Source organism: Paenibacillus castaneae (assembly GCF_002884445.1).
GTDB classification, from domain to species: Bacteria; Bacillota; Bacilli; order Paenibacillales; family Paenibacillaceae; genus Pristimantibacillus; species Pristimantibacillus castaneae.
Window position 1 is genome coordinate 3,530,712 of sequence record NZ_KZ614144.1, and the last position, 26,744, is coordinate 3,557,455.

General features: G+C 41.9%; 26 protein-coding genes. 5 read left to right on the top strand and 21 right to left on the bottom strand.

Annotation, left to right across the window (positions count from 1 at the left end):
* Positions 1-38: 38 nt before the first annotated feature.
* The 7 genes from CEF13_RS16000 to CEF13_RS16030 form a co-directional block, all read right to left on the bottom strand.
* Entirely contained in the window at positions 39-953 is a 915-nt protein-coding gene (locus CEF13_RS16000; RefSeq protein WP_243864330.1) for an ABC transporter permease, read from the bottom strand.
* Positions 950-1,882, bottom strand: a complete 933-nt coding sequence (locus CEF13_RS16005) for an ABC transporter ATP-binding protein (protein WP_102716398.1) — start codon at positions 1,880-1,882, stop codon at positions 950-952. Before CEF13_RS16005 ends, CEF13_RS16000 begins: the two co-directional genes overlap by 4 nt.
* A 140-nt stretch (positions 1,883-2,022) precedes the next feature.
* On the bottom strand, positions 2,023-4,416 hold the full coding sequence (locus CEF13_RS16010) for a hypothetical protein (protein WP_102711929.1): 2,394 nt from the start codon (positions 4,414-4,416) through the stop codon (positions 2,023-2,025).
* Positions 4,417-4,607: 191 nt separating this feature from the next.
* The gene (locus tag CEF13_RS16015) at positions 4,608-4,919 is read right to left on the bottom strand and encodes a YbjQ family protein (RefSeq protein ID WP_102711931.1); all 312 of its coding nucleotides are present in this window, start codon (positions 4,917-4,919) and stop codon (positions 4,608-4,610) included.
* Between the two features lie 81 nt (positions 4,920-5,000).
* Positions 5,001-5,339: a DUF3889 domain-containing protein gene (locus tag CEF13_RS16020; RefSeq protein ID WP_102711933.1), complete on the bottom strand. Its 339-nt coding sequence runs from the start codon at positions 5,337-5,339 to the stop codon at positions 5,001-5,003.
* A 67-nt stretch (positions 5,340-5,406) separates the two neighbouring features.
* Positions 5,407-6,216 (bottom strand): VanW family protein, encoded by an 810-nt coding sequence (locus tag CEF13_RS16025; protein ID WP_102716399.1) that lies wholly within the window; start codon positions 6,214-6,216, stop codon positions 5,407-5,409.
* Positions 6,217-6,246: 30 nt separating this feature from the next.
* Positions 6,247-6,717, bottom strand: coding sequence for a hypothetical protein (locus tag CEF13_RS16030; protein WP_102711935.1), 471 nt, complete (start codon positions 6,715-6,717; stop codon positions 6,247-6,249).
* Between the two features lie 284 nt (positions 6,718-7,001).
* Here CEF13_RS16030 and CEF13_RS16035 point away from each other — a divergent pair, with 284 nt between their 5' ends.
* Positions 7,002-7,799 carry a lipid II flippase Amj family protein gene (locus CEF13_RS16035; RefSeq protein WP_102711937.1) on the top strand — a complete coding sequence of 266 codons (798 nt, stop codon included), beginning with the start codon at positions 7,002-7,004 and terminating at the stop codon, positions 7,797-7,799.
* 37 nt (positions 7,800-7,836) lie between these two features.
* On the top strand, positions 7,837-8,163 hold the full coding sequence (locus CEF13_RS16040) for a YnfA family protein (RefSeq protein WP_102711939.1): 327 nt from the start codon (positions 7,837-7,839) through the stop codon (positions 8,161-8,163).
* 12 nt (positions 8,164-8,175) lie between these two features.
* On the opposite strand, the gene CEF13_RS16045 is transcribed toward CEF13_RS16040, so the two are convergent.
* Together CEF13_RS16045 and CEF13_RS16050 are read right to left on the bottom strand one after the other, a co-directional pair.
* A complete protein-coding gene (locus tag CEF13_RS16045; RefSeq protein ID WP_102711941.1) occupies positions 8,176-9,342 on the bottom strand; it encodes a purple acid phosphatase family protein in 1,167 nt (388 codons plus the stop codon).
* Positions 9,343-9,445: 103 nt separating this feature from the next.
* Complete coding sequence (locus CEF13_RS16050) at positions 9,446-9,871, bottom strand: cupin domain-containing protein (protein ID WP_243864331.1); 426 nt, start codon at positions 9,869-9,871, stop codon at positions 9,446-9,448.
* Between the two features lie 242 nt (positions 9,872-10,113).
* Here CEF13_RS16050 and CEF13_RS16055 point away from each other — a divergent pair, with 242 nt between their 5' ends.
* Positions 10,114-10,782 carry an AAA family ATPase gene (locus CEF13_RS16055; protein ID WP_102711943.1) on the top strand — a complete coding sequence of 223 codons (669 nt, stop codon included), beginning with the start codon at positions 10,114-10,116 and terminating at the stop codon, positions 10,780-10,782.
* Positions 10,783-11,201: 419 nt separating this feature from the next.
* On the opposite strand, the gene CEF13_RS16065 is transcribed toward CEF13_RS16055, so the two are convergent.
* The 12 genes from CEF13_RS16065 to CEF13_RS16120 form a co-directional block, all read right to left on the bottom strand.
* Positions 11,202-11,780: a kinase gene (locus CEF13_RS16065; RefSeq protein ID WP_243864354.1), complete on the bottom strand. Its 579-nt coding sequence runs from the start codon at positions 11,778-11,780 to the stop codon at positions 11,202-11,204.
* Between the two features lie 111 nt (positions 11,781-11,891).
* Positions 11,892-12,218, bottom strand: a complete 327-nt coding sequence (locus CEF13_RS16070) for a DUF6054 family protein (protein ID WP_102711949.1) — start codon at positions 12,216-12,218, stop codon at positions 11,892-11,894.
* Between the two features lie 17 nt (positions 12,219-12,235).
* A complete protein-coding gene (locus tag CEF13_RS16075) occupies positions 12,236-13,282 on the bottom strand; it encodes a hypothetical protein (protein ID WP_102711951.1) in 1,047 nt (348 codons plus the stop codon).
* 134 nt (positions 13,283-13,416) lie between these two features.
* A complete protein-coding gene (locus tag CEF13_RS16080) occupies positions 13,417-14,016 on the bottom strand; it encodes a GNAT family N-acetyltransferase (RefSeq protein ID WP_102711953.1) in 600 nt (199 codons plus the stop codon).
* Between the two features lie 96 nt (positions 14,017-14,112).
* Entirely contained in the window at positions 14,113-16,347 is a 2,235-nt protein-coding gene (locus CEF13_RS16085; protein WP_102711955.1) for an ABC transporter ATP-binding protein, read from the bottom strand.
* A gap of 25 nt (positions 16,348-16,372) precedes the next feature.
* Positions 16,373-16,924 (bottom strand): DUF1854 domain-containing protein, encoded by a 552-nt coding sequence (locus tag CEF13_RS16090; RefSeq protein ID WP_244917163.1) that lies wholly within the window; start codon positions 16,922-16,924, stop codon positions 16,373-16,375.
* A 7-nt stretch (positions 16,925-16,931) separates the two neighbouring features.
* On the bottom strand, positions 16,932-19,229 hold the full coding sequence (locus tag CEF13_RS16095) for an ABC transporter ATP-binding protein (protein ID WP_102711957.1): 2,298 nt from the start codon (positions 19,227-19,229) through the stop codon (positions 16,932-16,934).
* A 485-nt stretch (positions 19,230-19,714) separates the two neighbouring features.
* Positions 19,715-20,551, bottom strand: a complete 837-nt coding sequence (locus CEF13_RS16100; RefSeq protein WP_102711959.1) for a copper amine oxidase N-terminal domain-containing protein — start codon at positions 20,549-20,551, stop codon at positions 19,715-19,717.
* 55 nt (positions 20,552-20,606) lie between these two features.
* Positions 20,607-21,203, bottom strand: a complete 597-nt coding sequence (locus tag CEF13_RS16105) for a DUF3885 domain-containing protein (RefSeq protein ID WP_102711961.1) — start codon at positions 21,201-21,203, stop codon at positions 20,607-20,609.
* 36 nt (positions 21,204-21,239) lie between these two features.
* A complete protein-coding gene (locus CEF13_RS16110) occupies positions 21,240-21,662 on the bottom strand; it encodes a VOC family protein (protein WP_102711963.1) in 423 nt (140 codons plus the stop codon).
* A 147-nt stretch (positions 21,663-21,809) separates the two neighbouring features.
* The gene (locus tag CEF13_RS16115) at positions 21,810-22,943 is read right to left on the bottom strand and encodes a WD40/YVTN/BNR-like repeat-containing protein (protein ID WP_102711965.1); all 1,134 of its coding nucleotides are present in this window, start codon (positions 22,941-22,943) and stop codon (positions 21,810-21,812) included.
* A gap of 75 nt (positions 22,944-23,018) precedes the next feature.
* On the bottom strand, positions 23,019-24,806 hold the full coding sequence (locus CEF13_RS16120) for an ABC transporter substrate-binding protein (RefSeq protein ID WP_102711967.1): 1,788 nt from the start codon (positions 24,804-24,806) through the stop codon (positions 23,019-23,021).
* Positions 24,807-24,920: 114 nt separating this feature from the next.
* On the opposite strand from CEF13_RS16120, the gene CEF13_RS16125 reads away from it, so the two are divergent.
* Together CEF13_RS16125 and CEF13_RS16130 are read left to right on the top strand one after the other, a co-directional pair.
* Positions 24,921-26,153, top strand: coding sequence for an MFS transporter (locus tag CEF13_RS16125; RefSeq protein WP_243864333.1), 1,233 nt, complete (start codon positions 24,921-24,923; stop codon positions 26,151-26,153).
* 255 nt (positions 26,154-26,408) lie between these two features.
* Entirely contained in the window at positions 26,409-26,726 is a 318-nt protein-coding gene (locus tag CEF13_RS16130; RefSeq protein ID WP_102711969.1) for an ArsR/SmtB family transcription factor, read from the top strand.
* The last annotated feature ends 18 nt before the right edge of the window (positions 26,727-26,744 follow it).

The following is a 26,744-nucleotide window of genomic DNA, read 5'->3' on the forward strand; positions in this document are numbered from 1 at the left end:
AGTACGATTAGGTCTATATACATCTTTTGCGCCATGCTTTACATGCCGCGACGTTTAAGACTCGGACGCAGCTTTCTAATGGCTAACCATAGAGATAATCCAGATAAAACAGAATATATAATCATAAATTCCTGCCACAGCTCTATTGGAGCCCGTTTAACAGATGAATTCCCCATATTAACGGTAAAAGCTTGCTCTGATATAGAAGGTTCCAAAATACTGTACAATGCTGCAACGGGATTCCAAGCAATCACATGTCCGATCCAGCTGTACGTATTCGCAATTGGCTGCGTTGCTGCCTGACTCATCATGCCAACTAACACGAAAAACAAAATCGCTGTGCCTCCAAAAATAAACAGTGTCACGCCGTAGCTCACAATGACGGAAATCATCGTCCGTTTAAAAAGTGAAGAAAACAAGATGCCGAACGAGCCAAGCACGACCATTATGAATAAATAAAATAAGAAAATGAGAAACAGCTGCTTTGGCGAAATTCCGCCATATAGAAACATCATGCTGTAGACAGGGATTGTAGCAATGACAATAAGGATCATAAAGCTAAGCGAGGATACCAGCTTGCTCAATACGATGGTCGCTGAGCTTTGTTGAGTCGTAAGCAGTAAATTAAGCGTCTGCTTCTCACGTTCCCCGCTAATAACACCCGCCGTAAGGCCGGGAGCCATAAACGCAATCAACCCAAGCTGGGCCATACTCAAAAAATAAAACAAAAGCTTGCTTTCTTCCGGGTTAAATCCCTGACTGCCGCGCGAATTTAATTGTGTTAAATATATGGCGCTAAGCGCCATCAAGCCGATTGCGAATAAATAGAAAAATAGCGTCCACATCGCACGGGGCGAGCGCATTCTTAGCTTGAATTCTTTGTTCAGTACCGGGTTGATCAGCTTGTTTCGCCAGCTCATTCCGCCGCTTCTTCCTGCTGCTTGCTCCTTCATTGAAGTGCGTCGCCTCCTTTTGTAATTTCTAGAAATACATCCTCCAAGTTCGTTTGCGCTTCACTGAATGAGACCAGCTTGAAGCCTGCAGCGAATAAATCATGCAGAAGCTCCGCCTGCTCTTCATCCTGTCCGCCGAAATGAACTTGAATTCCGCGCTCGTCCCGTAGGAGCCGATTCACAAAAGGGCGGTCTCGCAAAAAAACTTCTGCTTCCTCCTCACGACCCATTAATCGGATATGCAAAAAGCGTTTCACTCGCAATTTATTTTGGATATCCGACACATTTCCTTGCGCAATCATTTGTCCATGCTCAATTACACCAATCTCATCTACCATCTCGGCAAGCTCCGGCAAAATATGAGATGAAATAATAATCGTCTTGCCCATTGCTTTCAGCTCTCGCAAAATTTCACGCATTTCTATTCGTGCGCGTGGATCAAGACCTGATGCCGGCTCATCTAATATGAGCAGCTCTGGATCATGTACAAGGCAGCGCGCCAGACAAAGTCGCTGCTTCATGCCGCGCGAGAGAGTGTCCACATAAGCGTCCTTTTTGTCGCTTAAATTAACAAGCTCCAGCAGCTGAGGAATAAGCTGTTCCCGCTCCGCTTTCGGAATGCCATAGCTGGCTCCATAGAAATGCAAATACTCTACTGTTTTAAACTGATCATACACCCCGAAGAAATCCGGCATATAACCGATTCGCTTGCGCACCTCATGAGGGTACTCTGTGACGTCGAAGCCATCCACCTTCGCATACCCTGAGCTCGGTGCCATTAAAGTTGCCAATATCGACATCGTTGTTGATTTCCCCGCACCATTTGGTCCGACAAAACCAAATACAGTCCCCTTCGCAATCGTCAAATCAATTCCTTTGAGAGCATCGAAGGTTCCGAATGATTTGGCGAGTCCCTTAATCTCAATCATCGGAATATCTAATTTCGATTCAACCTTAGAATCCGATTCCTTCTTGCTCTCTGCATTCAAATGTAGATTCGTGTTATTGGAATTGTTATATTTCGCATTTTTATTTTCTACTTTTATAATTTCAATCTCGTCATTTGCATTCACTTTTTCTTCACCTCTCCTTCCAGTCCGATTTGTGGCAGGGTGACATCCGCATCAGCTGTAACCGTTACCTTCATGCGCAAAGTATGATGTTGAATTAATAATGAACTTGGGTCATGATCAACATCGACTGATGCTGTATCCATCCATTCACCGCTTGCATCATTCCAAACGCTCCAAGCCAGATTTTGATTATTAAAGCCGTTATCAAGCCTAATATCTAGCTTGTCATAGGCTACATCCTGAGTGTTCGGAATTTCGTATTCGAAGATGAGCTCTCCCGCGCCCATAGAAATAACGCCGTTTCCATAGTTGTCCATTCTCTGCAATTTGTTCTCGATAATGATAGGTTTAAGAGAACCGACTGAAATGATTGCTCTATTGCCGTCTATATACGATTCACTTAGCTTCTGAGTCCACATGATCAAATGGTCTGTTTTCACATCATTTCCATTCACCGTATAGCCCGCCTCATGATCGATGCTAAATCCAACAATAAGAGGAGAAGGAGCTACAATACCGTTATTATTCATATTCATATAATTATCTACCAGTTCTCGCTGCCTGCTGTAGACATCATTTGACCGATTGGATGAATAGGGGAATACCCCTTGTCCATAAGAATTATAACCAAACGGCTGTGCTTGAGTGCTTGCAATTACGACTTGGCCGGATTCTCCAACCTTTAAATCACCCATCGATTTAGATTGACCGTCTATAAGCACAGAGACATTTGTTAAATCTGACTTGGTTTCATTTTTAATCGTTAGTTGTACGGAGCCGGAGCCTTGAACCTGCTTATAGACAACCGCAAACTGTCCTGCTCCACCTTCTATGAGCCTTTTTTCCAACCACGTTTTGCGAGTGGACCAATACGGTACAGAACGCCATACAACGGTAGTGGAATCTTCTTCCGAAACAACCTGCGTTTTTCCCGATAGTGTCAAACCACCTTGCTGTAAGTCAGATGAATAGGTTATTAAGCCCCTTTTTTCATCAAAATTCATACTGATTTTACCGCCAGTGGGTACGAATATTCCGGTCGCACCTGATCGAACGCCGTCGCCCTGGCCAGTCAGTTCTATTACTTCAACCGTATGTGCAGACAAAGTGCGCTTATCCTCAGCGCCAAAGTAAAAGATGGAAACAGCCGTTATGACAGATAGAGAAGGAATAACCCACCACGCCCATTCTCTGCGATCTGTTTTCGCCAAAATGATATAAAGCACAGGTGCGACAACAACCATGTAACCAACAAACATAAGTAGCAGCAGTGAAAAATGAGGAGGCTTGATGGATGGAAATTGATCGATAATATTTTGCATATTCCAATACATATTGCCGGAGCGGTACATCATGCCTCCATTGATCGGATTGGCATGCTGCTGAAGCAGCTTGGCCCAGAGCATAGCGCTGCCAGACCATGTGGATAAAGGCTCTAATGATGGATCGAATGCGGCAAATACAACTTTTCCGAATCCTATCTTGCGAGTGACAGCTAATGGCACACCATCCTCAGCCAGCTCTATTTGTCCATCTATTAGGTTTCCGGTTGATATAGTGATAGGTTTAGTCAGCTTCAAATCCATGTCGCTCCCGCTGAAATTAGAGAGCGCCGACGCAGAACTGATTTCTGACACGCCTCCTGCTTGAACAGGAACTAAGGACTGGAAGGCTTCTGCGGTTTTACTGTAACCAGCTCCGCCGGACAGAACCAGAGAACCGCCCAGATGAACCCATTCATTAATGGCCTTCACCTTTCGTTCACTCCAGCCAGAGGTAGCGGTGTCATTAATAACAAGTGTGTCTAACATATCAAGCAATAGCGGGTCTTCCGGCAGCTCTTCTTCTGTAATCGGAATGACATTAATATCATAGCCGCGTTGATTTAGAGTAGGCATGAAATTAAGCGTATCCGGATCTCTTGAAATGACACCTATCGTATAGCTGCCTGTTTGTTTTATATCTATGTAATCATTGCCAATAAGCGGAATCGTTTCCTTATCATTAAATGAATTTTTATAAAAAGTTATTTTATTATTGTCCTTATTGAGCACATCACCTGGAACACCAACCGTTGTCTTCACCGCTGTCCCTATTGGCAGCTCCACAGAAACCAAATAATCCGTCACACTTCCGTTATTGCCGGAAACGACAGAAATGACTAGATCTCCTTTTAAATCTTTATCGGTCATATTCGTTAATGATAGTCTAATCGGAAACCATTCATTCTGTTTCATGTAGCCCTGAAAGCCTGCCTTCGACTCCACTTTAATTCCATTTCCTTGTGGAGCAGCCTGCGCTTTCCAAGGCAGCAGCATTAGAGCGGCTAGTACGAAGAGTGCGACCGCTAATGCGACGACTCGACTTCTTATTGGATATAATCGGTTCACCTTCTGACCCCTCTCTCGTTTTGGTATGCATATTACAGATCATCCTTATTTTAACGAATTTCGCGAGTGAAAGGTTGCTTTATTTTCCAATTGATTCAGAAAGATACAAAAAAATGAGAAACGCTCGAGATCATGAGCGAAGCCCATAAATTACGAAAGTTTCCCGTTTTTTTGTTATTTCTATATTCAGCCTATAACCGAACAGCCGTACCGCTTACCGCAACCATCAGCATACCTTCCCGAATAACCTCATAATCAATATCAATAGCAACAATCGCGTTTGCTCCCAGTCTTGATGCTTGATCCTTCATTTCACTAATCGCGACATCGCGCGCTTCCTTCAGCTTGCTTTCATAAGCGCCGGAGCGTCCGCCAATAATGTCAGTAATCGATGCTAAAAAATCACGAACAACGTTGGCCCCCATAATGGCTTCGCCGGTAACTACTCCTACATATTCCTGAATTGGACGTCCTTCAATCGTCGGCGTTGTCGAAATTAACATATTCATTCTCCTCTCGCTTCAACTTGAAGCCTATGATTTCATTTATAGCTCATACGGAGAAGCCTATGCTCTTGTTTCAAATTATTTCTGTGTCAGTTCCTTCATGCCAACTTGAATGAGCTCATCCGAACTGGCATTTATTTTAATACGGACTTCTACGCCAAATTCACGTGAGTCCTTGCGAACCCAAAGCACGAAACGTTCCTCTGCTTGTCCATGATCAAGCTTATGTCTGCCTTCATACTTATAATCCAATATTGACGCATCCTGGTATGCGTTGGAAGCTTCCTGCAAAGCCAGCTTCCCCCACTTCGCATACGAAGGTTCGGCATGCTTAGCTGTTGCCTCGGATGCCATAACTTCAGTGTGTGTAAGACTTAGCAAAACGAGAACAACCTTCATCACAATATGACGCAGCATGATACGACCACCTGTCTTCCACTATTTGATAGCAATAGGGTCGCCTAATCTAATCCGTCCTATTCGTTTAGGACTGCTCAAGCAGTGGAGCATACATCATCAACGCTTGATTTTCGGTCACATATTCGTCCAAAATAATCTCATTCTCACTATTTCGAATATACCTATGAATAACATTGCTCCGCAAATAACCGCCCCAAGGCTGGGATGCTATATGGTGTTCTTTCTCATATACTTCATACTGGAGATCAGAAGAAGCAGTGGAACGCCATTCTCCTATTAATTCATCGTCAGTCACACGTACTCGAAGCTGGTAGGTATGAGGAGTTGTATTGTGGATTTGCAAATCCAAGTAATTATATACACAGGTTGCTCCGCTGCCGAAAGGCTGTGTTCTTCCTGCATCCGGGAACACATCATAGCTATGACGATGACGTTCTGAAACGATAAGTGGCGTATGCAAGGTCATCCAATAAATTAAATTGGACATCTGACAAAGTCCGCCTCCAATCCCCGTCTTAAAGTTCCCATAATAGAGTACCATTCCATCTACATAGCCCTTTCTTTTGGTCGGTTTACCAATCGTGCGCCAATAAGAAAAGGTTTCTCCCGGCTTCAAAATAATACCGTCAAGCTGACCCGCTGCTGCTTTCAGATTAATGACCTTGTTCATGTGCAGCCACATGTCCACATTAAGCAGCTTTCGAATTAGCGGTGTAGCGTGAGTGAAAATGACATAAGGAAGATGATCGCTTTTCCTTTCCTTAGCCATTCCTTTACGGGTTAGCAGCCACCATCTCGCATATCGTTTAGAAGTAAACCACCATTTGCCTGCTATCAGCCTCGCCTTCGAGCGCTTAACCGGACGATGACGCATTTGCTTCAGCACTGACATTCACTCCTTTAATTAAAGTGAAGATAATATAGCGAACATTATTTCGCTATCGCTCTCCGATAATTTACCGTACTTATTATGGCCTTCCATGATCACTTCAAAGCTTTTTGTTATCGGAGTACGCCACAAAGCATAGGTGATCGGCTCAAAAGAAATAGTTGGGTCCGTATTGATTATTTTTAACTTATAGTCGGGTTCCCTTGCCATGTCTGCTTTGGCATCTATCCACTCTACTTTTGCAAAGCAGCTCAACAATTGAGTTGCAATTTCATCATCTGTTATTTTTTTAAAAGCCGTATAAGATTTTCTCTCTTTCTTACTAAAGAGGAGCTGCATATTTTGTTTTAATGCTAAAGGCCCTTCACTCAGTTGTTCTACTTTTTTCTCAGTTGTTACTCGCTGAGCATCATCATGATTGCAGGACATAAGAGCACTTAAACTTATAATGAACATAAATATTAATACCTTCATACCTATTTCCACGAAAACACCTCTGCAATTCAAATTGATTCCAGTCTTCATTTTTACTTACATTACCATTTATGTATTTTTCAAATTAGACGCTTATCCAACCTTATTAGTTGCAAACCGATATCATTTCTGTCAAACATGTTGAGCTAAAATATGCTCATTCAGCTGGTTCTAATTTTCACATTGCATTAAATAAGAAATTACCCAAATGATAGTTTCACTTTATCTATCGCTGCATTTCCTCTTAAATGGAAGAAGGTTAATTCGTATCATTATAAAAAAAATGAGGTGCGACGATGCTCCAACAAATCTTCCTAATCAGCAGCTTCACATTTATCATTCATTTTGCAGAGACCATTACTTACTCACTTCGATTGGCGGGGGTACGTTTTGGGAAACTGGCCATTGCTATATCGCTGACTGGTATTATTTTGCTGATATCTCGAACCGCCAACATGGTGCAAGCGCCGCTGATGGGAACACTCATCGATTCTGCTAGACACTCTATGGACAATTCTCTGATTGAGCAGCTTCGCACAATAATCATATGCGCTGGACTAGGAACACTGGCGGCCATTCTAGCGTTTCCTTCCGCAGTGCTGCTCGCTAGAAGAGTTATTGTCCACTTGGAAGCAGCAGGCTCTATCCCTGGTCTGCTTCGCACGACGGTATCCATTCAGAAAATAAAAAATTCACGCTCTCACTTCCGTCTTCCGAAATTGGAGATGCTCTCACGTTTGAGAATTGGCGGTGTTCCGAAACGATTATTTCTATTGAACGTAATCGTTACGGCGATCTATACTATTGGAGTACTAGCGGCTTTGCTAGCTTCCTCTCTAACTAAAGAACACTCGATTGCGGCTGATCAGGCATCTGGTCTAATTAATGGGATAGCGACTGTCATGCTTGCTCTACTTATCGATCCCCACATCGGTCTTCTGACCGATAAAGTTATACAAGGAGAAAAAAAGCTTGCAGCCTTGAATAAAATATTTGCTCTCCTCATGCTGTCTCGACTGCTAGGAACGATTGTTGCACAACTATTTCTTGTTCCAGCTGCTTATATGATTTTGTGGGTTGTTTCTAGACTATAATATGTTCATGAAGGTGATTTGAAAGGAGCAAACGCAATTGTTGTTATCTATACTTATTTTTTTAATAGCAGGGCTTGCTGAAATTGGCGGGGGATATCTCGTTTGGCTTTGGCTGAGAGAATCCAAGCCCTTTTGGTATGGTATTACAGGGAGTGTAATCCTCGTACTATACGGGATTATCCCGACATTTCAGAGCTTCCCATCATTTGGAAGAGTTTATGCAGCCTATGGTGGTGTATTCATCGTTCTAGCTGTGTTTTGGGGATGGTTGGTAGATAAACGAACACCTGATATGTATGATTGGATCGGAGCCGCTGTTTGTGTTGTCGGAGTATCGATTATGCTTTGGGCACCTAGAAGTTAAGCATAATCGTCATTAAACGTGTATTCTTTTGCCCAAAGAATCCTTTAACATGCGGAATTTATCAAATAGTCTTCCCTGCTCGTCTATTGCCTGCAGTTCCATCGAATTAGCAGTCGTAACGACTTGAAGAAAATGGGGTACAGCTAACGATTGTGCGGTATGCCACTCTCTTTTCGGCAATAGCCATTCCGGCATAGCGCCTGCACCGCCTGCAACTACATAAATGACTCCATTATCCAAATCGATCTTCCCATTATGGATCGGGTGGCTTCGTTCGTACACAATGGTGTGAGAGTTAATAATCAAATCAACACCATACTGCTCAAATAAAGGGCTTAATTGTCGCAAATCCTCCACCTGATAACCACCCGATACATATGGAGGATAATGAAAAAAAACGATTTTCCATTTTGCAGAGGTTGCTTGTAAATCACGAACTAAAAAATCATATTGATCATTTCCAGCTGCCATCTTACCTGAACTATTTGGATACGTTTCACGATTAACAAATTGTGTACTGTCCAAGCAAATAAAGTGAGCATCTCCATAATCGAAGGAGTAATAATTTTTGGGGAAATCGAACGCAAAAAAGTCATAGTAAAACGAAGCATTATCCTCATGATTGCCTAAGCAGCTATAAAAAGGAGTATTCGTCAAAAACTCCTTTCCCGGGCCGAAGAAATACTTTTCCCAATCTTCGTATTGATGGCCGTCGTTAACAATATCTCCAACAAATAAGGAAAAATCAGGGCGATATTTTTGCATTTGACTGAATATATTCCGATTAATTTGCCCGTTGGATTGATCAAAACCGCTATATCCGCCTGTTTCACTCGTCACCGTAAAAGAAAACGACTCACCCTCTCGCACAGCAGTCTTGAGGAAATGAGGACCAGCTTCGGTCTCATCCTGCTCATTCTCCGAACGTATTTTATAAAAATAAACAGTGCTTGGCTCCAATTGCTCGACCTTAATTTGATGGATCGTTGAATACTCCTCTTTACTAACAGTTGCCCGTACATGTTCCGGTTTCTTGTAATTTCCGTGATAGCCGCTATGTATTCTTTCAGTCAACAAAATTTCCACATAAGATGATGCAGGCCCTGATGTTTCCCACATGATAGTTATCGAATTTCCAGTTGGCCATTGCAAGTACGGTCCCTTCACAATTGTTAGCATATTAGTCAGCCTCTTTTCCATTTAATAGTTATTTTTCTTCGTCTACTAATTCCACCTTATCAATATAAAAAGAAGTTATTCTTTTTTGGTTACATGCAATTAACTATCCAAGCAATTCGGAGTCATATCTCTTAAATAGTTCCTTCATCGTTTCAGAGTCACGTAGTTCAGACGCATGAATAGCATCGATCAATGATTTGATTCTTGTAGTCATAATAATAAGATAATGTGCTGAATCCTGTTTTGGGTTCCAGAATGTGTGGGGAGTTCCGCGCGGGACTATGACTGCGTCATGTGCGTTTGCCTCAAACATTTCTTCCCCTACTTTGAAACCTAGCGTACCTTTTAAGACATACCAAGCTTCATCATCATGATGATGGATATGCAATGGCGCAATCCATTCAGGCTTATTGCCTACAGAAGTACCTGGGGCTGTCCACTCTGCAATTGCCATGTTTGCTCCAGTAGGTTCAAGCGTTTGCCCATGAAGTAAAGAAGAGAGGAAATTATGTTTATATGAATTAGACATTCTCAATCCACCCCTTTGCTTTTATATGATCCAAGTTTTCACTCTCAAATCTGCCATTAACGAAATAACTTTAATTACAAATTACACCAAAAAAGAGGTAAAAGGAATGTTTTTCGCGAATAATGATGTTAAACAAATCCGAGGAGGTCTTACACATGATGATTAATGCGAATTTTAATTTTTCATGTCTGAAACCGAGAGTTAATCCCTAACTTAATAAAAAAACAGGGGAGGAACTCGTAGTGAATAAACAAAAAAGATTGATTATTATCGATGGAATACCAGGCTCGGGAAAAACGACAACTGCCAGCAGCATTCTGGAGCGATTGGAAGCTCAACAAATAAATACTAGGTGTTATTTAGAGCAAGAAGAATCGCATCCCCTTTTGATTGCTGAACCAAAATTTGACTCCTTTGAAAATGAGGAAGAAGCAGATCAGTTCATTCATTTGCTTACTTCACGCTTTAGTCATTTTGTTCAGCATCAATTAAATAGCATTCATGAAGTCATCATCATAGAAAGCGTTTTGCTGCAAGACGCGATTAATGTGTCTCATCTTATGGGAATGAGCCATCCGAAGCTGCTTGAGCTTTGTTCAAGACTACAGACGATATTGGAGCCTTTGAACCCAATCCTCATTTACTATTATCATATGGATGTGGAGGGTCAATGGCGTTTCATATGCAGTGTTCGAGGAAACGATTGGGGACCTGTCTCCCTTCATTCGGATGAAGACTTTAAACAAGCAGGTGAAGTATGGGACAAAAGTCAGACATTTGTCCGCGCTGTTGTTGACCAATGGAATATACCAAAATTAATCATCGAAAATAATGACTACCATTGGGATGATTACAACCAGCGTATCAATCATTTTGTTGATGATTGTGTACGTATTAACAAAAACAATTAATCTCTGAAATCTTATCTCTTATTTTGCAAACTAGCTAACCGGCTGCTCTACAGCCGGTTAGGCATCAAAAATTATGGATTCACAGGATTATACATTACTATAAATGGAATCATTTTAGGTTTTACTTCGAAATTGTAAATCTTTTGATTCTCGGCTTTGTATGCTACGAAATAACTTCCGAACTGAGGAGAAAATTCGATGCTTTGATATTTAAAACCCATAGTTTTATGTTTAAATGCGATGTAAGTTGAAGTTGTAAAACGTGCAGTGACATGTTGTACGAAGGTGAACTGATGTAAGATAATCACTATGAATAATACGATTGGAATAATGATTGCCATTTTCCTGTATTTCCCCATAATTATTCCTCCTTCTCCCCTTATTGTTCCATCGAATTTCAAGTAAAATGTAGTGATTACTTAATTCTTTAATACGATATTAGCCTGTTTTGCCGGGGCTTCAGTCGCTAAATAATAATCTTCTGCTTTCCAATATCTATTCATAAATTTTTTAATTTCATCTTGAGCGGAAACGCTTTCACGAGCGAACCTTTCTTCTCTAGGACAATCCAAATATACTACATAATCATAGAAATTTCTCCACTCTTTGCGTTGTAGAAATACTCCTTCAATTAGCAAAACGCAGCTGTCAGCCATTTTGATGTTCTGCATGCTATGACTATCAGATTCATTATCATAACATGGAAGGACTAGCATACTTGCCTCCTTCAGTTTCTCAAACAAATTTTCTTTTAGCCATCCCACGTCCCACTGTAAGGTGTAATATTCATACCATGCCTCATGACCGGTGTTATATCGTTTATTCCGTTCAACAATGTAATCATCCATATGAAGAACGCATACATTACTATTTTCCTTATGAAATAAGTGACTCAGCTTATTTGTAAATGTCGTTTTTCCGGAACGACTTAATCCATCTATGCCGATAATAAGTCGATTTCCCTTTTCTATTGTCGGGATAGATTTCAATAAAACCATTACATTATGTTCCAAAGCTACCTCTCCCATGGATATTATGAGTATATTGCAAACATGCTAAAAAAACCGCGCAGGGCGCGGTTATTCTAGAGCTAATCATTCAAATGCTCACTAAATGATATATTCCCCTAAAATTTTTTCCACAGAGGAAACGAAATTGTCTGCTGCGCCCCAATCAAAATTGAAAATAATTCCTTCTGAGCTTCCTGTTGAGATGGCTCTAACATTCGTTACACCATTAATGTTGTCGATAATAACAATTAATGCAGCGCGATTTTTGGAACGGATATAATACTTCTCATAAATTTGAGTACCAATAAACCTACCTTCACCTAGTTCATTATATTCTTCATGTACCAGATCAGCGTTTTGCTGATCTCTCACCAAATGCAGTGCTTCAATGGGCGCAATGCTAATATTAAAACTGTCTTTACTCATTTTTCCGCTCCCACTTTCTACTTTTTTTTGATCTCAAAGGATTTAATAATAGTTTTAACATCATTGAACATGGATTGGTAATCAGCTGTTGACTTATCATCACTTGGATCATATTGTACATCTGTTGGCGTATGGAACAAATAGACGACATCACCCTTCTCCCCAAGTTCTGTGATAGGTATTTGTCCTCTGATCTCTTCTTCACTGGAAATCCAAGATTGTTTATCCCATATCGAAATCGTAAATAAGATACCATATTTAGTTGCTTTATTAATGAAATCAAAATTGTTTCCTTTAGCGCTAATACGCTCTTTCACTTCATATTTCCCTTCCCAGCTCTGGGGAAGCTTAAGAGTAAACGTATATTTCGTATTTTCATATGGGATACGATTTGCTTCGCTTTCAGAATTAGCTCCAATCATTAATCCTGTATCTCCCGGATCCTTCAAAATAATATCGGTAATAGCCCAGTAATCAAATGACTCCTGTTTTATCTTCTCAACTACGATAGTGGCATGACCGGATTCAATGACCTCATTCATCACAACAAGCGGATAATCAAATGACAATTGAACCTTATCAGACGTTATTTCCTTAGCAATCAGTTTATCAACCTTTCCCATATGTGGGCTTGAACCGCCCGTTACCCAAAAGTTTTCTTCGAATTCATCAACCGTTTTCTGCCGAAGTGTAGGAGATAAGACAGCATATTGCAATGCTCCGCTTCTCTTCTGTACCCCACGGATCCAAGTTTGAACGGCTTCCTCAGGAGATTCAGCTCTTAACGCATTCTCCAAGCTGCGGTTTTGGTTAGACAAATGGGCTGCTTCAGGCATAGTAACATAGATACTATTGTCCTTATAAATCAATTTCCCACGAAACTGCTCCACTATGGATCTCAAGGATACCATGGCTGTTCCATTGTCCATCTTGAGCTTAAAAGCGCTGCCGGCAAATTCTGAATTATCGATATAAATCCGTAGACCAGGTGAAGCCAAAACCGATCCGGATAAAATCATGAAACCTGCACATACAGCAATTAACAGCTTCCAATTCTTTTTCATCCCGTTCACTAGCTCCTCATCTCATGATTGGTATTTATTGTATAGACTCAATTCAAAGGAAGAATGTTACAGGTCGAATGAAATTTCATTGGAATGAAAATTATTGAAAACAGCATCAATTCAAAACCCTACTTTTAACGTTTGGCTGCCCAATCCTTCTTATCAAGCTTATAATAATTATATTTTTCTTCATCAATTTCGATAATATCTTGAAAGTTAAAACCGCTTTTTTGAATGACTTTATTTGACGGGACATTACTTAAAAGAGCAATAGCACTAAGTACTTCAACGTTCGTATTCTCAAATAAATAATTGATCATTCCTTGTGAGGCTTGGGTTGTATAACCTTTACCTCTATAATCTTTTGAGATTGCATACATGATTTCTCGGTTTGGCGGCGGCAATTCATCTTTTATCCCTGTGCAGCACCAACCGATTAATTCGCCTGTCTCTTTCAAAATAATTCCCAATCGCAGACGGAGATCACCAATACCTTCACCTTTCGATACTGTATTGAAGAACTGTTCATTATCTGGAATTTCATAGTTAATAAACCAATCTTTCCTTTGCTCTATTGGTACATTCCAACCTGGCAAAAATTCATATATTTCAGGCTGCCAGGTGAGTGAATGGAATTTATCCAAATCAGTAACTATGAATTCTCTTAGAATTACGTCCTTACAGTCAATGCTAAACATATTTTGTTCTGAAACGGAACGAGTATTAGTGTTCATAATAAATCTCCTTCAAAAAAGTGTAATAATATTTCGTATAACAAACAAAGGCAATCCATCAGCATGTTAAGCCTAACGGACAGCCTTTTCTCTGACTTACTTTACTAGTTCCAACACTTGCTCTTGTTCATTCTTTTGCTTAGCCATATTTCGCTGTGCCATGACGAGGCGGTAATAGATTCCTTTGCGCTCCAACAGCTCGTTATGTGTACCAACCTCCGCCACCTTGCCCTTCTCTAGTACAAGCAGGCGATCAGCATTGCTCAGTGTGGATAAACGATGGGCAATGGCGATGGTCGTACGATTTTTCGTTACTCGTTTGAGTGCTTCTTGAATGGCCGCTTCCGTATCAATATCCAGCGATGCGGTTGCTTCATCTAGAATCAGAATACGCGGATTATTAAGGATAGCTCGACCGATAGCAATCCGCTGCCTTTCCCCACCGGAGACGTTATTTCCGTTCTCCTCCAGCTTCGTATCATACCCGTCCGGGAATTTAACAATGAAATCATGAGCATTGGCAATCTTCGCCGCAACAATCACTTCCTCCATTGTTGCGTCTGGTTTGGAGTAACAAATATTTTCTAGAATTGTTCCGCTGAATAAGAATGTCTCCTGGAGCACTACTCCAATCTGAGAGCGTAAGTCCTCCTGCTGGATGTTTCGGATATCGACCCCGTCAATGAGAATCGCGCCTTCGTTCACATCATAAAAACGGGAAACGAGATTAATAAATGTTGACTTGCCTGCACCTGAATGGCCCACTAGCCCCAGCATTTCTCCTGGCTTTACGTCGATTGTAACATCCGTTATGACAGGCTCGTAGGACTTATAACCAAATGTCGCATTTTGAAAGCTGACTGCACCTTTGATCTGCAGCTTCACTACATCTTTGGAATCTGCAATTTCGGGATCTTGATCAATGACAGAAAATACACGTTCCATAGAAATAGCTGCCTTTGCCATCCACCTTGGCATGAACATAAGCCAAGTCAGTGGACCGTAGATCATTGTGGCAAAGCCTGTGAATTGAACCATTTCACCAATGCTCATCGATCCCTTAGCAATCATCGCGCAGCAAAGCAGCAGAACTAAATATTGTCCGATTTGAATCAGATAGTTGGAGATTGGCGCAAGAACGTTATATACAACCTCCGTTTTGATTGTAGCTGTTGCGAATTCACTATTGTATTTCCGAAATCTTTTAATTTCTCGTTCTTCCTTGCCGAAAGATTTGACAACACGTATGCCGCTCAAAATATCATGTAGGAATGAGTTCGCTTTATCATAAATACGCCACTGCTTGTGAAGAAGCTTTCTAAGCACACTTCGCCATACATACACGTGAATGTAAGCAACCAACGGAGCTGGCAGCACAACGAGCAGCGCCAGCTTCCAGTCGAAGGTGAACAGCAGAACAGCAACCGATGTTAGCACCAAGAACTGATAAATAGCAGTTGTACAAAGCTCTTGGATCAATTCTCTGATTTGGTCGGTATCTTGTGATATCCGATTCATCAAGTCGCCCGCTCTTTGTGAACTGAGATACCCAAGGGACAAGGTCTGAATCTTATCGAATACCATTTTGCGCAGATCAGCTGAGATCATTGAGCTTACTACCGCCATGATCCGTCCCCGTGCCATGCCAAGCATCTCCGTTCCAACAAGACCAAAGAACATCCCCGCCAAAGCAACAAAAAACATGGACTGGCTCGGGCTTTTTCCTGCTGGTGGTTGAATGGCAGAATTGATAAGCAGTTTCATGAAGAAAGGCCCTGTCAACGAAATACCTGCCATCAAGATAATGACCAGTAGTCCGACTGTTATTTTGCGCCAGTGACTCATTGCTATATTAACAAGCCTCTTAATGGACGCTTTCTTATCCATGCACTTCGAACACATCGTAGTTCCATGAATAGGAGGTCCTCCGCACTTTGAGCAGACATGTTCTTCCTCGCTGTTATAAATACGAATCGGTTTACTTTCCGCTATACTATTCAGGATTTGTGCGATATAAGCAAGACGAGCCGCATGCTGCATGGATACACGGACAATAATTCGTCTTGCTTGGTCAGTCATATCAACTGCTTCTAGAATGGCATTGCCAATAAGCGGAATCATCTTGTATTCCTTATAATCGGAAATCAATCCGACTTCTACTGCTTCTCCTTCATGAATACATGCCCATTTCTCTGCTCCTATGACCAAATATGCAGATGTTCGATGACCCCATAGTGTCAGATCGGCGGGTACACAGTAGGCGATGGACTCTCCAACCGCTTGATGTGCGGCGAGCTTATTAGGCCCAACTAATTCAAAACTTAGATTCATGCTTCACCTACCTTTCTCTCTCTCCCTACATGCACATCTCAACCATACGGTATTCTTTGTCGCTTAGCTGTTCGATGTCCTGGATGAGAAAACGATTCCCATCCACATCGGTAATGAGCAATTTTTTCTCGGTTACAAGTCTTACATTGGTGCGGCCGCTATGGACGGTGAATCGACAGCTGCCTGCAGTCGTTTCCGTATCCCAGAAGGAATACCCGTACTCTTCCTTAATTCCTATTACTTTCGAAATTTCGGGTGCAAAATATCGCAGCTCAAGATGTTTTTCCAATAGGGCAATAATATCAGGAGGAAAGTCATCTAACGATTTGATGATCCCGATTTCTTTGTTATCAATTGTACGAATGGAAAGATAATTTCTTCGATTGGTATGTGGGAAAGAGCAATGAACATACACCACCGGATGTTCCTGCTCTTCTACCTGTACTGCCAGCATATTGCCATCCGTATTGCTAAATTTACAATTCTGCGTAGTCAGGTATACGATCTTTGTTGCATCAGCCATATCTGTCTGCTCTTCTGCCTTTTCCTCTTGGACCGTTTGAATGCCATTGTCCACTGTCAACTTAGCCTACCCCTTTCAACTGCAGTGCCTCATCATGCTTTCTTACCAAGTCTTTATACATGCCGTCCTTTGCCATTAGCTCATCATGTGTACCGGATTCTACAACCTTGCCAGCATCCATGACGATGAGATAATCGGCATTTCGAAGCGTGGATAAGCGATGGGCAATTGCAATAGTCGTTCTTCCACGGATCAAAGTTTCTAGCGCTTCTTGAATTTGAAGCTCTGTCTCGGTATCAAGAGATGCTGTAGCTTCGTCCAGAATGAGAATACGCGGATTGTGAAGAACGGCCCGAGCGATGGAAATCCGCTGCTTCTCTCCTCCGGATAAGTTATGGCCTCCAGTACCTACAATCGTATCGTAGCCGTCCGGCAGCTTCTCAATAAAATCATGTGCATTGGCGATCTTCGCAGCCTGGACGATATCATCCACTGTACATTCTGGATTGGCATACGCAATATTTTCCGCGATGGTTCCCATGAACACATAAACCTCTTGAGAAACAATTCCAATATTGTCTCTTAACGTACGGGTCGTTAGTTCCTTCACTCCAACACCGTCGATTTGAATTTCCCCAGCATTCACATCATAGAGTCGGGAGATGAGATTCACGAGCGTTGACTTGCCTGCACCGGAATGTCCCACTACCCCGATCATTTGACCGGGCTTAGCAGTCATCGTAACACCTTTCAAAATAGACTTGTTCGGCTCGTATCCGAAGGTGATATGGTTGACTTTAATCTCGCCCTTTACCTTCTCAAGGTGAATCGCCCCTGGCTTCTCCGCCACCTCTGGCACAGCATCCTGAATTTCAAATATACGCTGAGCTGCCGACATGCAATAAGACCACCAGTTCACTATATTGTTCATGAATTGAACAGGCCCATATAACAAATAAATATAGTTGATGAAGGTCATGATTTTTCCGAAAGTGAAATCACCCTGCATCACCTTCCAGCCGCCAAATGCCCATATAATAATGCCGCCGATCTGAGTCAGAATCGTCAAAATCGGAAATATAGTACTGCCTGTTTTATTAAAGGATTGCTCCGCTCCCGAGAAAGAACGATTGGCCTTGTCAAACCGCTTGATCTCCAGTTTTTCCTTGCCGAAGGCTTTGACGACACGCGTTCCGGTTACCGAGTCACTAATAACGGCGTTCATTCGGCTTACGCCTCTATGCTTTCTCCAAGAAAGCCTCCACAATTTAGGGAAAGATACCCGCATGAGCAGCAGCACGAACGGCAGCGGCAAATAACAGATAAGGGTTAACTTCCAATCCAGATATAACAATATACCTGTAATTCCAATAATATTCATGAAATTAACGATGAAGTACGGAATGCCGTCTACAAAAAAGTACTGCAGCTCTGCAGAGTCATTATTGACACGCGTCATAAGCTGACCGGTTTGTTTCTTCTGAAAAAAGCTGAGGGACAAGCGCTGCATCGCCTCAAAAACACTAGATTTCAGATCAAAAGCTACGTTCGCAGCCATCTTCGCATTAATGACCCCGAAGATTACCCCAAATACCATGGATAAGGTTCGGAAGATAACGATAAGAAGAATGACGAGCCCAATTTTCCCTGCAAAATTGCCCTTCTCTCCTAGCGCCTGATCAAATAATACGGTCCCTTGCAAATAAGGGATTACAAGTCCGGTCGCAGAATTGAGAAACATGAACAATATAATGAAGGTAATCGACAGCTTATACTTTCCAGCATAAGACAGCAGCCTAGCAAACACCGCATGCTTCTTCATGCATTTGGGACAAATTTTCCTGCCTTCCTCCGGATAAATCATCCCGCATTTGGGACAAGAAGAATGCTCTTGATCCTCCCTAAATTCCAACGGATCAATGTCTTCGTTCTTCTTCAGCTTGTTGAAGAGCTCCGTCAGCTTTACCGCTTGTGCCATATGCCCATTCGTAAAGGCAGCAATAGCGCGTTCCTCCGTTGACTTCAACACAACTAAACCTGAAGCAACAAGATTTACGATGGAAATAGATTCGATCATCTCGATGCTTACTTTCTCAAATGTCCACTTGCTATTCGTTGCTCCAGGTGGAAGCTTAAGACTCTTCTTTCTTCCGAAAGGGTTCATGAATCCTTTGAAGGTTTTGTGACGGACCACTTGATCACTTGTCGCGATAAATAGATGCTCCCTGTCTAGAAGAAGATAAGACTCTGCGTAGCCTCCTTCTACATTCCGATCGCAGGGTAAAACGATGAGCACATTTTCCTGCAAACAGCCATTTTCTTGTAAAGCGCTTTCAATACCTGTAGGTATTTGAGGCATATTCCCTCCGAGATCAATTGTATTTGGATAATTTACCAGTTCTATTATTGTAATCCAAGGAACACATAAATATAAAGGTAATTTTTTTTTATAGTTGTTCTTGGTTGTCGAAATTGATTTAGGGCAAGCAATGCTAGCTCCCTCTTATTGATGTTTCGCCTAGTCATCAGGCTATGTTACATCTCAATGTAGATTTTGGAACAAAGTATACCACCGCCCCATTTCCTTCGTACAGGATTGCAAATCGTATATTAGCTCTCGTTTATCACGATCGTCCAATACATCAGCAAGCCTCTTCAACTCCATTATATCCTTATGCAAATCATCGCCGAACCCAGATGTCACCTAATTATAGAACAAACGTTCGCAAACATCAATTATCAACTATGGAAATAATCACAAAAAAAAAGTATCTGATCTCCAAGATCAAATACTTTATACTTCAGAATGGTTTTATCTAATTAATGTAATCTTCAATAGATAACTTAATAAGCCTCATAAAAAACCCATTGAATGGATGCTATACGCCAGCCGTTCGCCGTTTGAACCAGCGTACCGTGTTCATCCAGAGAACCGGAGGCACCAAGCGGCCCGTTACTAATAGGAATGCTTCGTGAAAGCAGCATGGTGTGGTCATTTACATACGTGTAATTGGGATACTTGGCATCCTTAAACGATCGGAAGGAAGGATCTTTAAACCTATTGGACTGACCTGGTTTATACTGATTAAGGCCGCCATCACGGATGATCAAATTAATATATTCATCTGTGAAATAGGGACGAAGATACTCCCGTTTTTGTTTAATAGCAGATAAATCATGAGCTAGCTCGGCATGGTTAAGCAATTTAATAGCTTCCTCGATCGATAACGGTGGTTTAACCTCAATTATCACTTCTACCTTAGAACGCGTATCTCGGACATAAATGTATCGAGCTTTTGGTGCCACGTTTATTTCCATTCCCATAGTCTCAGCAACAAAACGAAGCGGTACAAAGGTTGTCCCTTTATCTACGATTGCCGCTGCATCCAGCATCTGTAATTGCCCGTTTACCTGTACCTGCTTGGAGTTGGTCTGCAGCATAATTTGCGTATCGTCTCGTGTAATGGCGATACGGTTATCAGCTTGATTCCACTGTACCTGCGCACCTATTGCTTCTGTGATGGCTCGAATGGGTACGAGTGTGCGGCCGTTTACAACTTTATTATGATCAATACTAATTAGGACATTTCGATATGGTTCGGTCTCCTCCGCTTGCGCTTGCGTTGGGATTTGAGCGAAAACCAGCAGCGCAGCGATAAATATCAACCACTTCTTTTTCATTAATGACCATCCTTTCAGATGACTAAATCAATGTACGATAGTCAAAGTACATCGTTTATTTGTTCTCAAACACCGAATTTATTATTTCTCTATCATAATCTAGTATCCAATCATTATATTTTAGAAATAATTGTTGCAACGCATCTTTAGAATTAGAGACTACATCAAGGCCTCTACTATCATAAAAATGAAAAATGGTATGTTTCGTTTTGTTGATGATAAAAATGTTATAGTCCGAATGGAGAAAAGTGATATATCTTATTTCTGAAACTTTACACATCAGAACAAAACGATAGGATTCCCAACCTACGTAATCTTCGTCTGACTGCATTATACTTTTACAACTTAGATTTCGCAAAATATTTTTGTCTTTTACTCCATTTCTGAATACTTTTAATTTATGAGTTTTATTATGCTTTCGCTTAATGTCTAAGTAAAGAATAATATAAATGTCATCATTTTCGTAATGTGTTGCTTTGAACAATTGAGTAGACCGATAATGGACTTGTTCTCTGTATCTCTCATCAGAAACATAGGGATCGGTATCACCTATCTCAAACCGAATTCCTATATCAGCATTATAAAATAAAGGTGATTCGATTTTCAAATCCGGAAATTCATCATTAAGATACTTATCAATAGGTAATTCCATCTAATTATCCCGCTTTCGTTTTATCCATCAGATAAGCTAATCTATGAACTCCCACTCCGGATTCCAAGCCACTTCCCATAAATGGCCGTCTGGGTCTTGGAAATAACCGGAATATCCGCCCCAAAAAGTGTCGTGTCCCGGGATTGTTATAACAGCACCCGCACTCTCAGCCTGTTCCAGAACCTGGTCAACTTCTGCTTTACTGCCTACATTATGACCCAGAGTAAATTCGGTAGGGCTTGGGCTCGTCTTATTAAGCTTAGTATCATAAGCGATATCCTTGCGATTCCATATAGCTAGCTTCAAGCCTGCTTGCAATTCAAAAAAAGCAACCGCTCCATGCTCAAACTCTTGGCCTACTATGCCGTCTGTGGGCAATCCCAATCCATCCCGATAGAACTGAAGCGATCTTTCCAAATCATCTACTCCCAATGTAATGAGCGTAATTCGTGGTCTCATCATAATACCTCCCCTCTAGAAAATGTCATCTCACTTCAATTTCGACAACTAACAAATAATTCCTCTGCATCAATTGGAATCTTATGCTATTGCAAAGCAAGAAGACTAATCCCCATTCGGAAACTAGTCTTAATGGATATTATTCAATTAGTTGTTAAGGCTAGGAATGCTAATTTTCTTTGACCATGTCTTACCGCCATCCGTTGTTCTATAAATTGCAGGATCTATTAAGCTTGTATCCGCCATCCAGCCGTTTTCCTTGCTTGTAAATGAAATCACACTCTGATAGCCTTTAATACTCGGAAGATTGGTCCAAGATTTACCTGCATCGAGTGAACGACCTACTCCAATACTTTCACCTGCAGGGGAGAATCCACCAAGAATAGCCGCTCCTTCCACTAGTACCATATTGCTAGGATGACCACCCGGTGAAGCAGGACCTTCCTGCACAACTCCTACAGCTTGGCCCGGTGCCTCGCCGCCTCCTGCTGTATCTTGATCAATCACTTTCTGCCAGCTTGATCCATTATCAGACGAAGCATATAGGGAATAGGATTGCTGTGACATACCTGCGCCACCATTTAATTCTACCCATACCTGACTGCCTTTTGTGTAAATCTGTCCGCCGCTTATCTCACTTGATTTCACGTTCAACTTCGATGACCAAGTCTCGCCGCCATCCGTTGTTCTAAACAATTTATAGCCATATCTAGGTACTATAATAAGTGCCCAGCCATGCTTCACATCCGTAAATTCCGCGTAACGAGTATTAGCAGGTGTATTAATTTTCGTCCAAGTCATCCCACCATCGGCTGTTTTATAGGCAAAAGCTCTTGTATATCCGAAGCCGTTTTTTGTATCTGCAAAATGGATCCGCTCTAAGGCAATTGAACCGGTTCCTATTTTTGTAAAGCTTTTTCCACCGTCTGTCGAATGAATAAGCGCATTCGTTCCCGCACTTGAAGACTTCGCCAATGCCCATCCCGTTGTATTGGATATGAAATCAAGCTGTGTAAACTGCCAGGTTCCCTTGTAGATCGACTGCCAGGATGACCCAGCGTCCGAAGTTCCAATTAGGAATCCGTTTCCTGCAGCCCGTCCGGTTGTCTTGGTTAAAAACTGAATATTGCTGAAATGGTAAGCAGAATCACCAGCCGGAGTTCCATTGAAAAGCCCCTTAGCTGCCGAGCCTTCATCCGCCTGCGTAAACGGTGCTATCGCGGTAAGCCCAATAATCAGCGCCGCAGCTGCAAGCCCGCTCTTAAGTTTCAATGATTTCATTCTCTTCACCCTCCTGCCTCTAAGCTGTAATAAAACTGCATATGAGAAAATACCCTTTTTGGATCCATATGAATCTTAAGGGCGCACCCACACATTCTTATAATTAATTTTCCCCCATGCATTCATTGTAATACCGTCTAGTGATCGGTGATGACCCACTACTTGTAAATTATGATGGAGGAACAGCAGGCTATAGCTGCTTTTTAATTGTTCTTGCACTTCTGTCAGAATGGCCATTCTGTTACTAGCGTCTGCAATTCGTAAACAGTAAGAAATTCTTTCATCCAATGCTTTCTTCTGATCAGCACTTAGATGATTTCGTATATAGCCATTGCTGTCTCTGTACATCTCAATAAGTGTAATATCTGGCTGCTCGCCTAATACCTCCCCAGCCAAAATCATATCCGCCTCCATCCTATTTTCTATTCTAGATAATTGTTCAATTGGAAGAACAACAATCTCAATTCGTAATCCCAACTTCTCACAAGCCTCTCGCACCCAAATCGCATTTTCCTCGTTGCTTCGCATTTCGTACGTATATAAGGTAAGCGTTTCTCCTGCGTAGGCTGAAGACGTAATCAGATGCCTTGCTAAGTCCAGTCGATCCTTATCTCTTTGATCAGTTCCATGCTCCACGTGCTCATTAATGGATGGAATAAACCCATTGGAAGGCTGCTGCCTAATACCTCCGAGCTCCTCAATCATGCGCTCCCGGTCAATGCCGAGATGAATTGCACGCCTTATTCTTTCATCCTGCAGTATATTGTTTTTCCGCCTGTTTATGCTTAAATAAACACTCCCCTGTTCCAATTGAGACAAGGTTGGGTTAATCCCATTATCCATTTGTCCTTCCGAATAAAGTAGCTGCACATCCTTATCTGGTGTCACAGCAAACATCTCGCCATCATAATTAGGCCATACCCACATTTCAATTCGATCCAAATACGGTCGACCGTCGAAATAATACTCGTTAGCCTCCAGGGTGAGCATCGAATCGTTATTTTTCACAATTTGAAAAGGGCCAGTCCCGATTGGCATAGCGTTATTCTCACCTGTCCAGCCCTCTGGTACGATGGAATATCGCTCGGTACAAATAAGATTCGGAAAAATCCGGTTTGACTCCGTCAGTTGAAATGTGATGCCGAGTTTGCTGGAAACATACAAATTTCTAATAATAGATTTCATCCAACCAGAAGATGACTCTAATAAGATTCGGTTAAAGGTATAAACGATGTCCTGTGCCGATAAGAGCTTTCCATTATGAAACCGAACTCCTTTTCGCAAATAAAAGGTCCACTCCGTATAATCATCATTCGCCTCCCAGAGATGTGCCAGCTGAGGACGAAGCTGTTGATCCTGCTGTGAATAATCAACTAGCGTGTTCATCACCTGTTTGATCCAATGCGCCTCAGTCCGACGATGAACATGGGCCGGATCCAAATGGTATACCGGGCGATAGAAGGGAAATCGCAAAATATCCTTCTCTTGTTTATCCGTTGAGACACCGAATTTCTCCGTAAGCCAAGCCGCAAATTGTTCTCTTAGTGGTGCTTGCTCCTCTAAAGAGCCCAGCAGCTGCCATGCTTCTCGAATATTTTCGCGTAATACAAGGTTTTGTGCCCTTTTGAACAGCAGTTCTCTCCGCGATATTAAAAAGGTGAGCTCGGATTGATGTCCTCTCCCTCTGCCCGACGTCCAATCAATATAACCTTCCGCACAAAGTTTTTTCAGAACAAGCTGTGCATTTCTGCGCGTACATCGTAATACATCTGCAAGCTGGTCGATCGGCAGCTTGAAGGGCTGCCGATCTGGAATGGATGAGTAGCGGTCCCTAAGCCGCTCGTAATATACCTCATTATCCATGCCCTCTCTCCTTTCCTAAAAGGTGAAATAGGTTCAAAGCTTATTTCGCTTTTTATTCTTCTTTTGCAAAAGTATAATGATCTTCATTACAAACGTAAAGAGGAGAACTACATCATGAAAATGATTACAGAAAAAACAAACTCAACTGCGCTGCCCTCTCCATCTCTATGGTTCCATCCGGGATTTCTTATTCTGTTTCTGACGGGCGGCATCATCAGTTTTGGCAACAAAATTTATGAGCTGGCCCTGCCGCTCATCCTTTACGATCTCACCGATTCCGCGGTTGTTATGTCTACTATGCGGGCTATCGAATTTCTGCCGAATCTGCTTTTAGCTATGTTTATCGGAGTGCTTGTAGATCGTGTTCATAAGAAACGCTGGTCCTTATGGGCTATTGGCATGCAAATTGTTGTGCTTCTCGGCTTGTGTCTGGTCATTGCCTACGGCAATCCTTCTATTTTTGCGCTTTATGTTTGCGGGTTCTTGCTCATGCTGTTCGGTTATGCATTCAATAATGCCAGGGTAGGAATCGTCAAATATTCTCTCCCCATAGCGATGCTGACTCCGGCTAATGCCGCTTTCAATTTCATGTCGACTCTGATCGGCATTATGGGCCCGGTTCTTACAGGACTGCTGCTCATGCTCCCTAAATTGTATGATGCTTTATTTCTAACCGCATTCGCCTTCACCATTGCTTTCATTATGCTTCTCTTCCTGCGAACCGAGGAGCCTCCGAAATCTGCTCGTCAAAATGGCTTCTGGAGAGAGCTGAGCGAGGGTTGGATACAATTCCGCAGCAATCGGGTTCTCTTCCAGATGACCATAGCTGTAATCTTCTTAAATGCAACTTCCGGCATGGCCGATACGACGATTATTTTCTTTGCCAAGCATTCCCTCAAACTAGATAATGCCGAGCTTGGCTTAGTACTAGCATCAGCTGGCATAGGCGGACTCATCGGAACTCTTCTCATTAATCGGCTCCGGCGTACTTTCAATGCGGGTGTTCTAGTTACCATCACAACACTTTTTGTTGGACTGTCCTATTTGCTAATGGCCGTGTCCCATTCCAGCATGATGTTAAGCCTTAGCCTGCTCTTGAACGGGATATTCGAGATAATCAGCACCGTCTGCATATGGACATTTCGCCAGGAATCGACGCCGCATCGGCTTATCGGCCGCATCAGCGGCATAACGGGCTCTCTCTTTAAGCTTGCAATGCCTTTTACCATCATTTCTGCAGGTTGGATCTCCGACACTGCCCATCCGGCCGTTGTATTCGGCGTTGCAGCGCTAGGCAATCTGCTCATCTTTATCTTCTGCCGATTTAGCGCCTTATGGAGAAAATAAAGAAAGATGATTTTTGCACAAATAACGCTCCTGATGTCCGCTAGCATGCCATATAACGATAAATGCCGCATATAGCGTCTCCTATGTCCGCTAATTTTAGCCGTATCCTGTATTCACCTCCCAATGGTCAGCAAGACGGTAATAATAGCCTTTTCAAAAACTTAACATAAGAAAACGATTATATAATCATTTACTTATACAATGAATTAGGTATAATATATTTGGATTGATTAAACCACTTGGAGGAGTGATTATATGAATCAAACGATAGAAGGGCTAGCTGATACTTTGAAGATTTTATCAGACAAAACACGCCTTACTATCCTTTCTCTATTAAAGGAAAAAGAAATGTGTGTATGTGATATTGTGGATATTTTGCAGACAACGCAGCCCAATATCAGCCAACATTTGAAGAAGCTCAAATCGGGTGGGTTAGTCCTAGAGACCAAAAGAAGACAATGGGTTTATTACTCATTAAATGTGGATGACAAAGCATATCTAAGCGGCATCATACAGAAACTCCCCTCAATGAAAGAACAGTTATTGCAATTAAATCATGAATGCTGCAAATAAAGCTTGTACAAAGGAGTT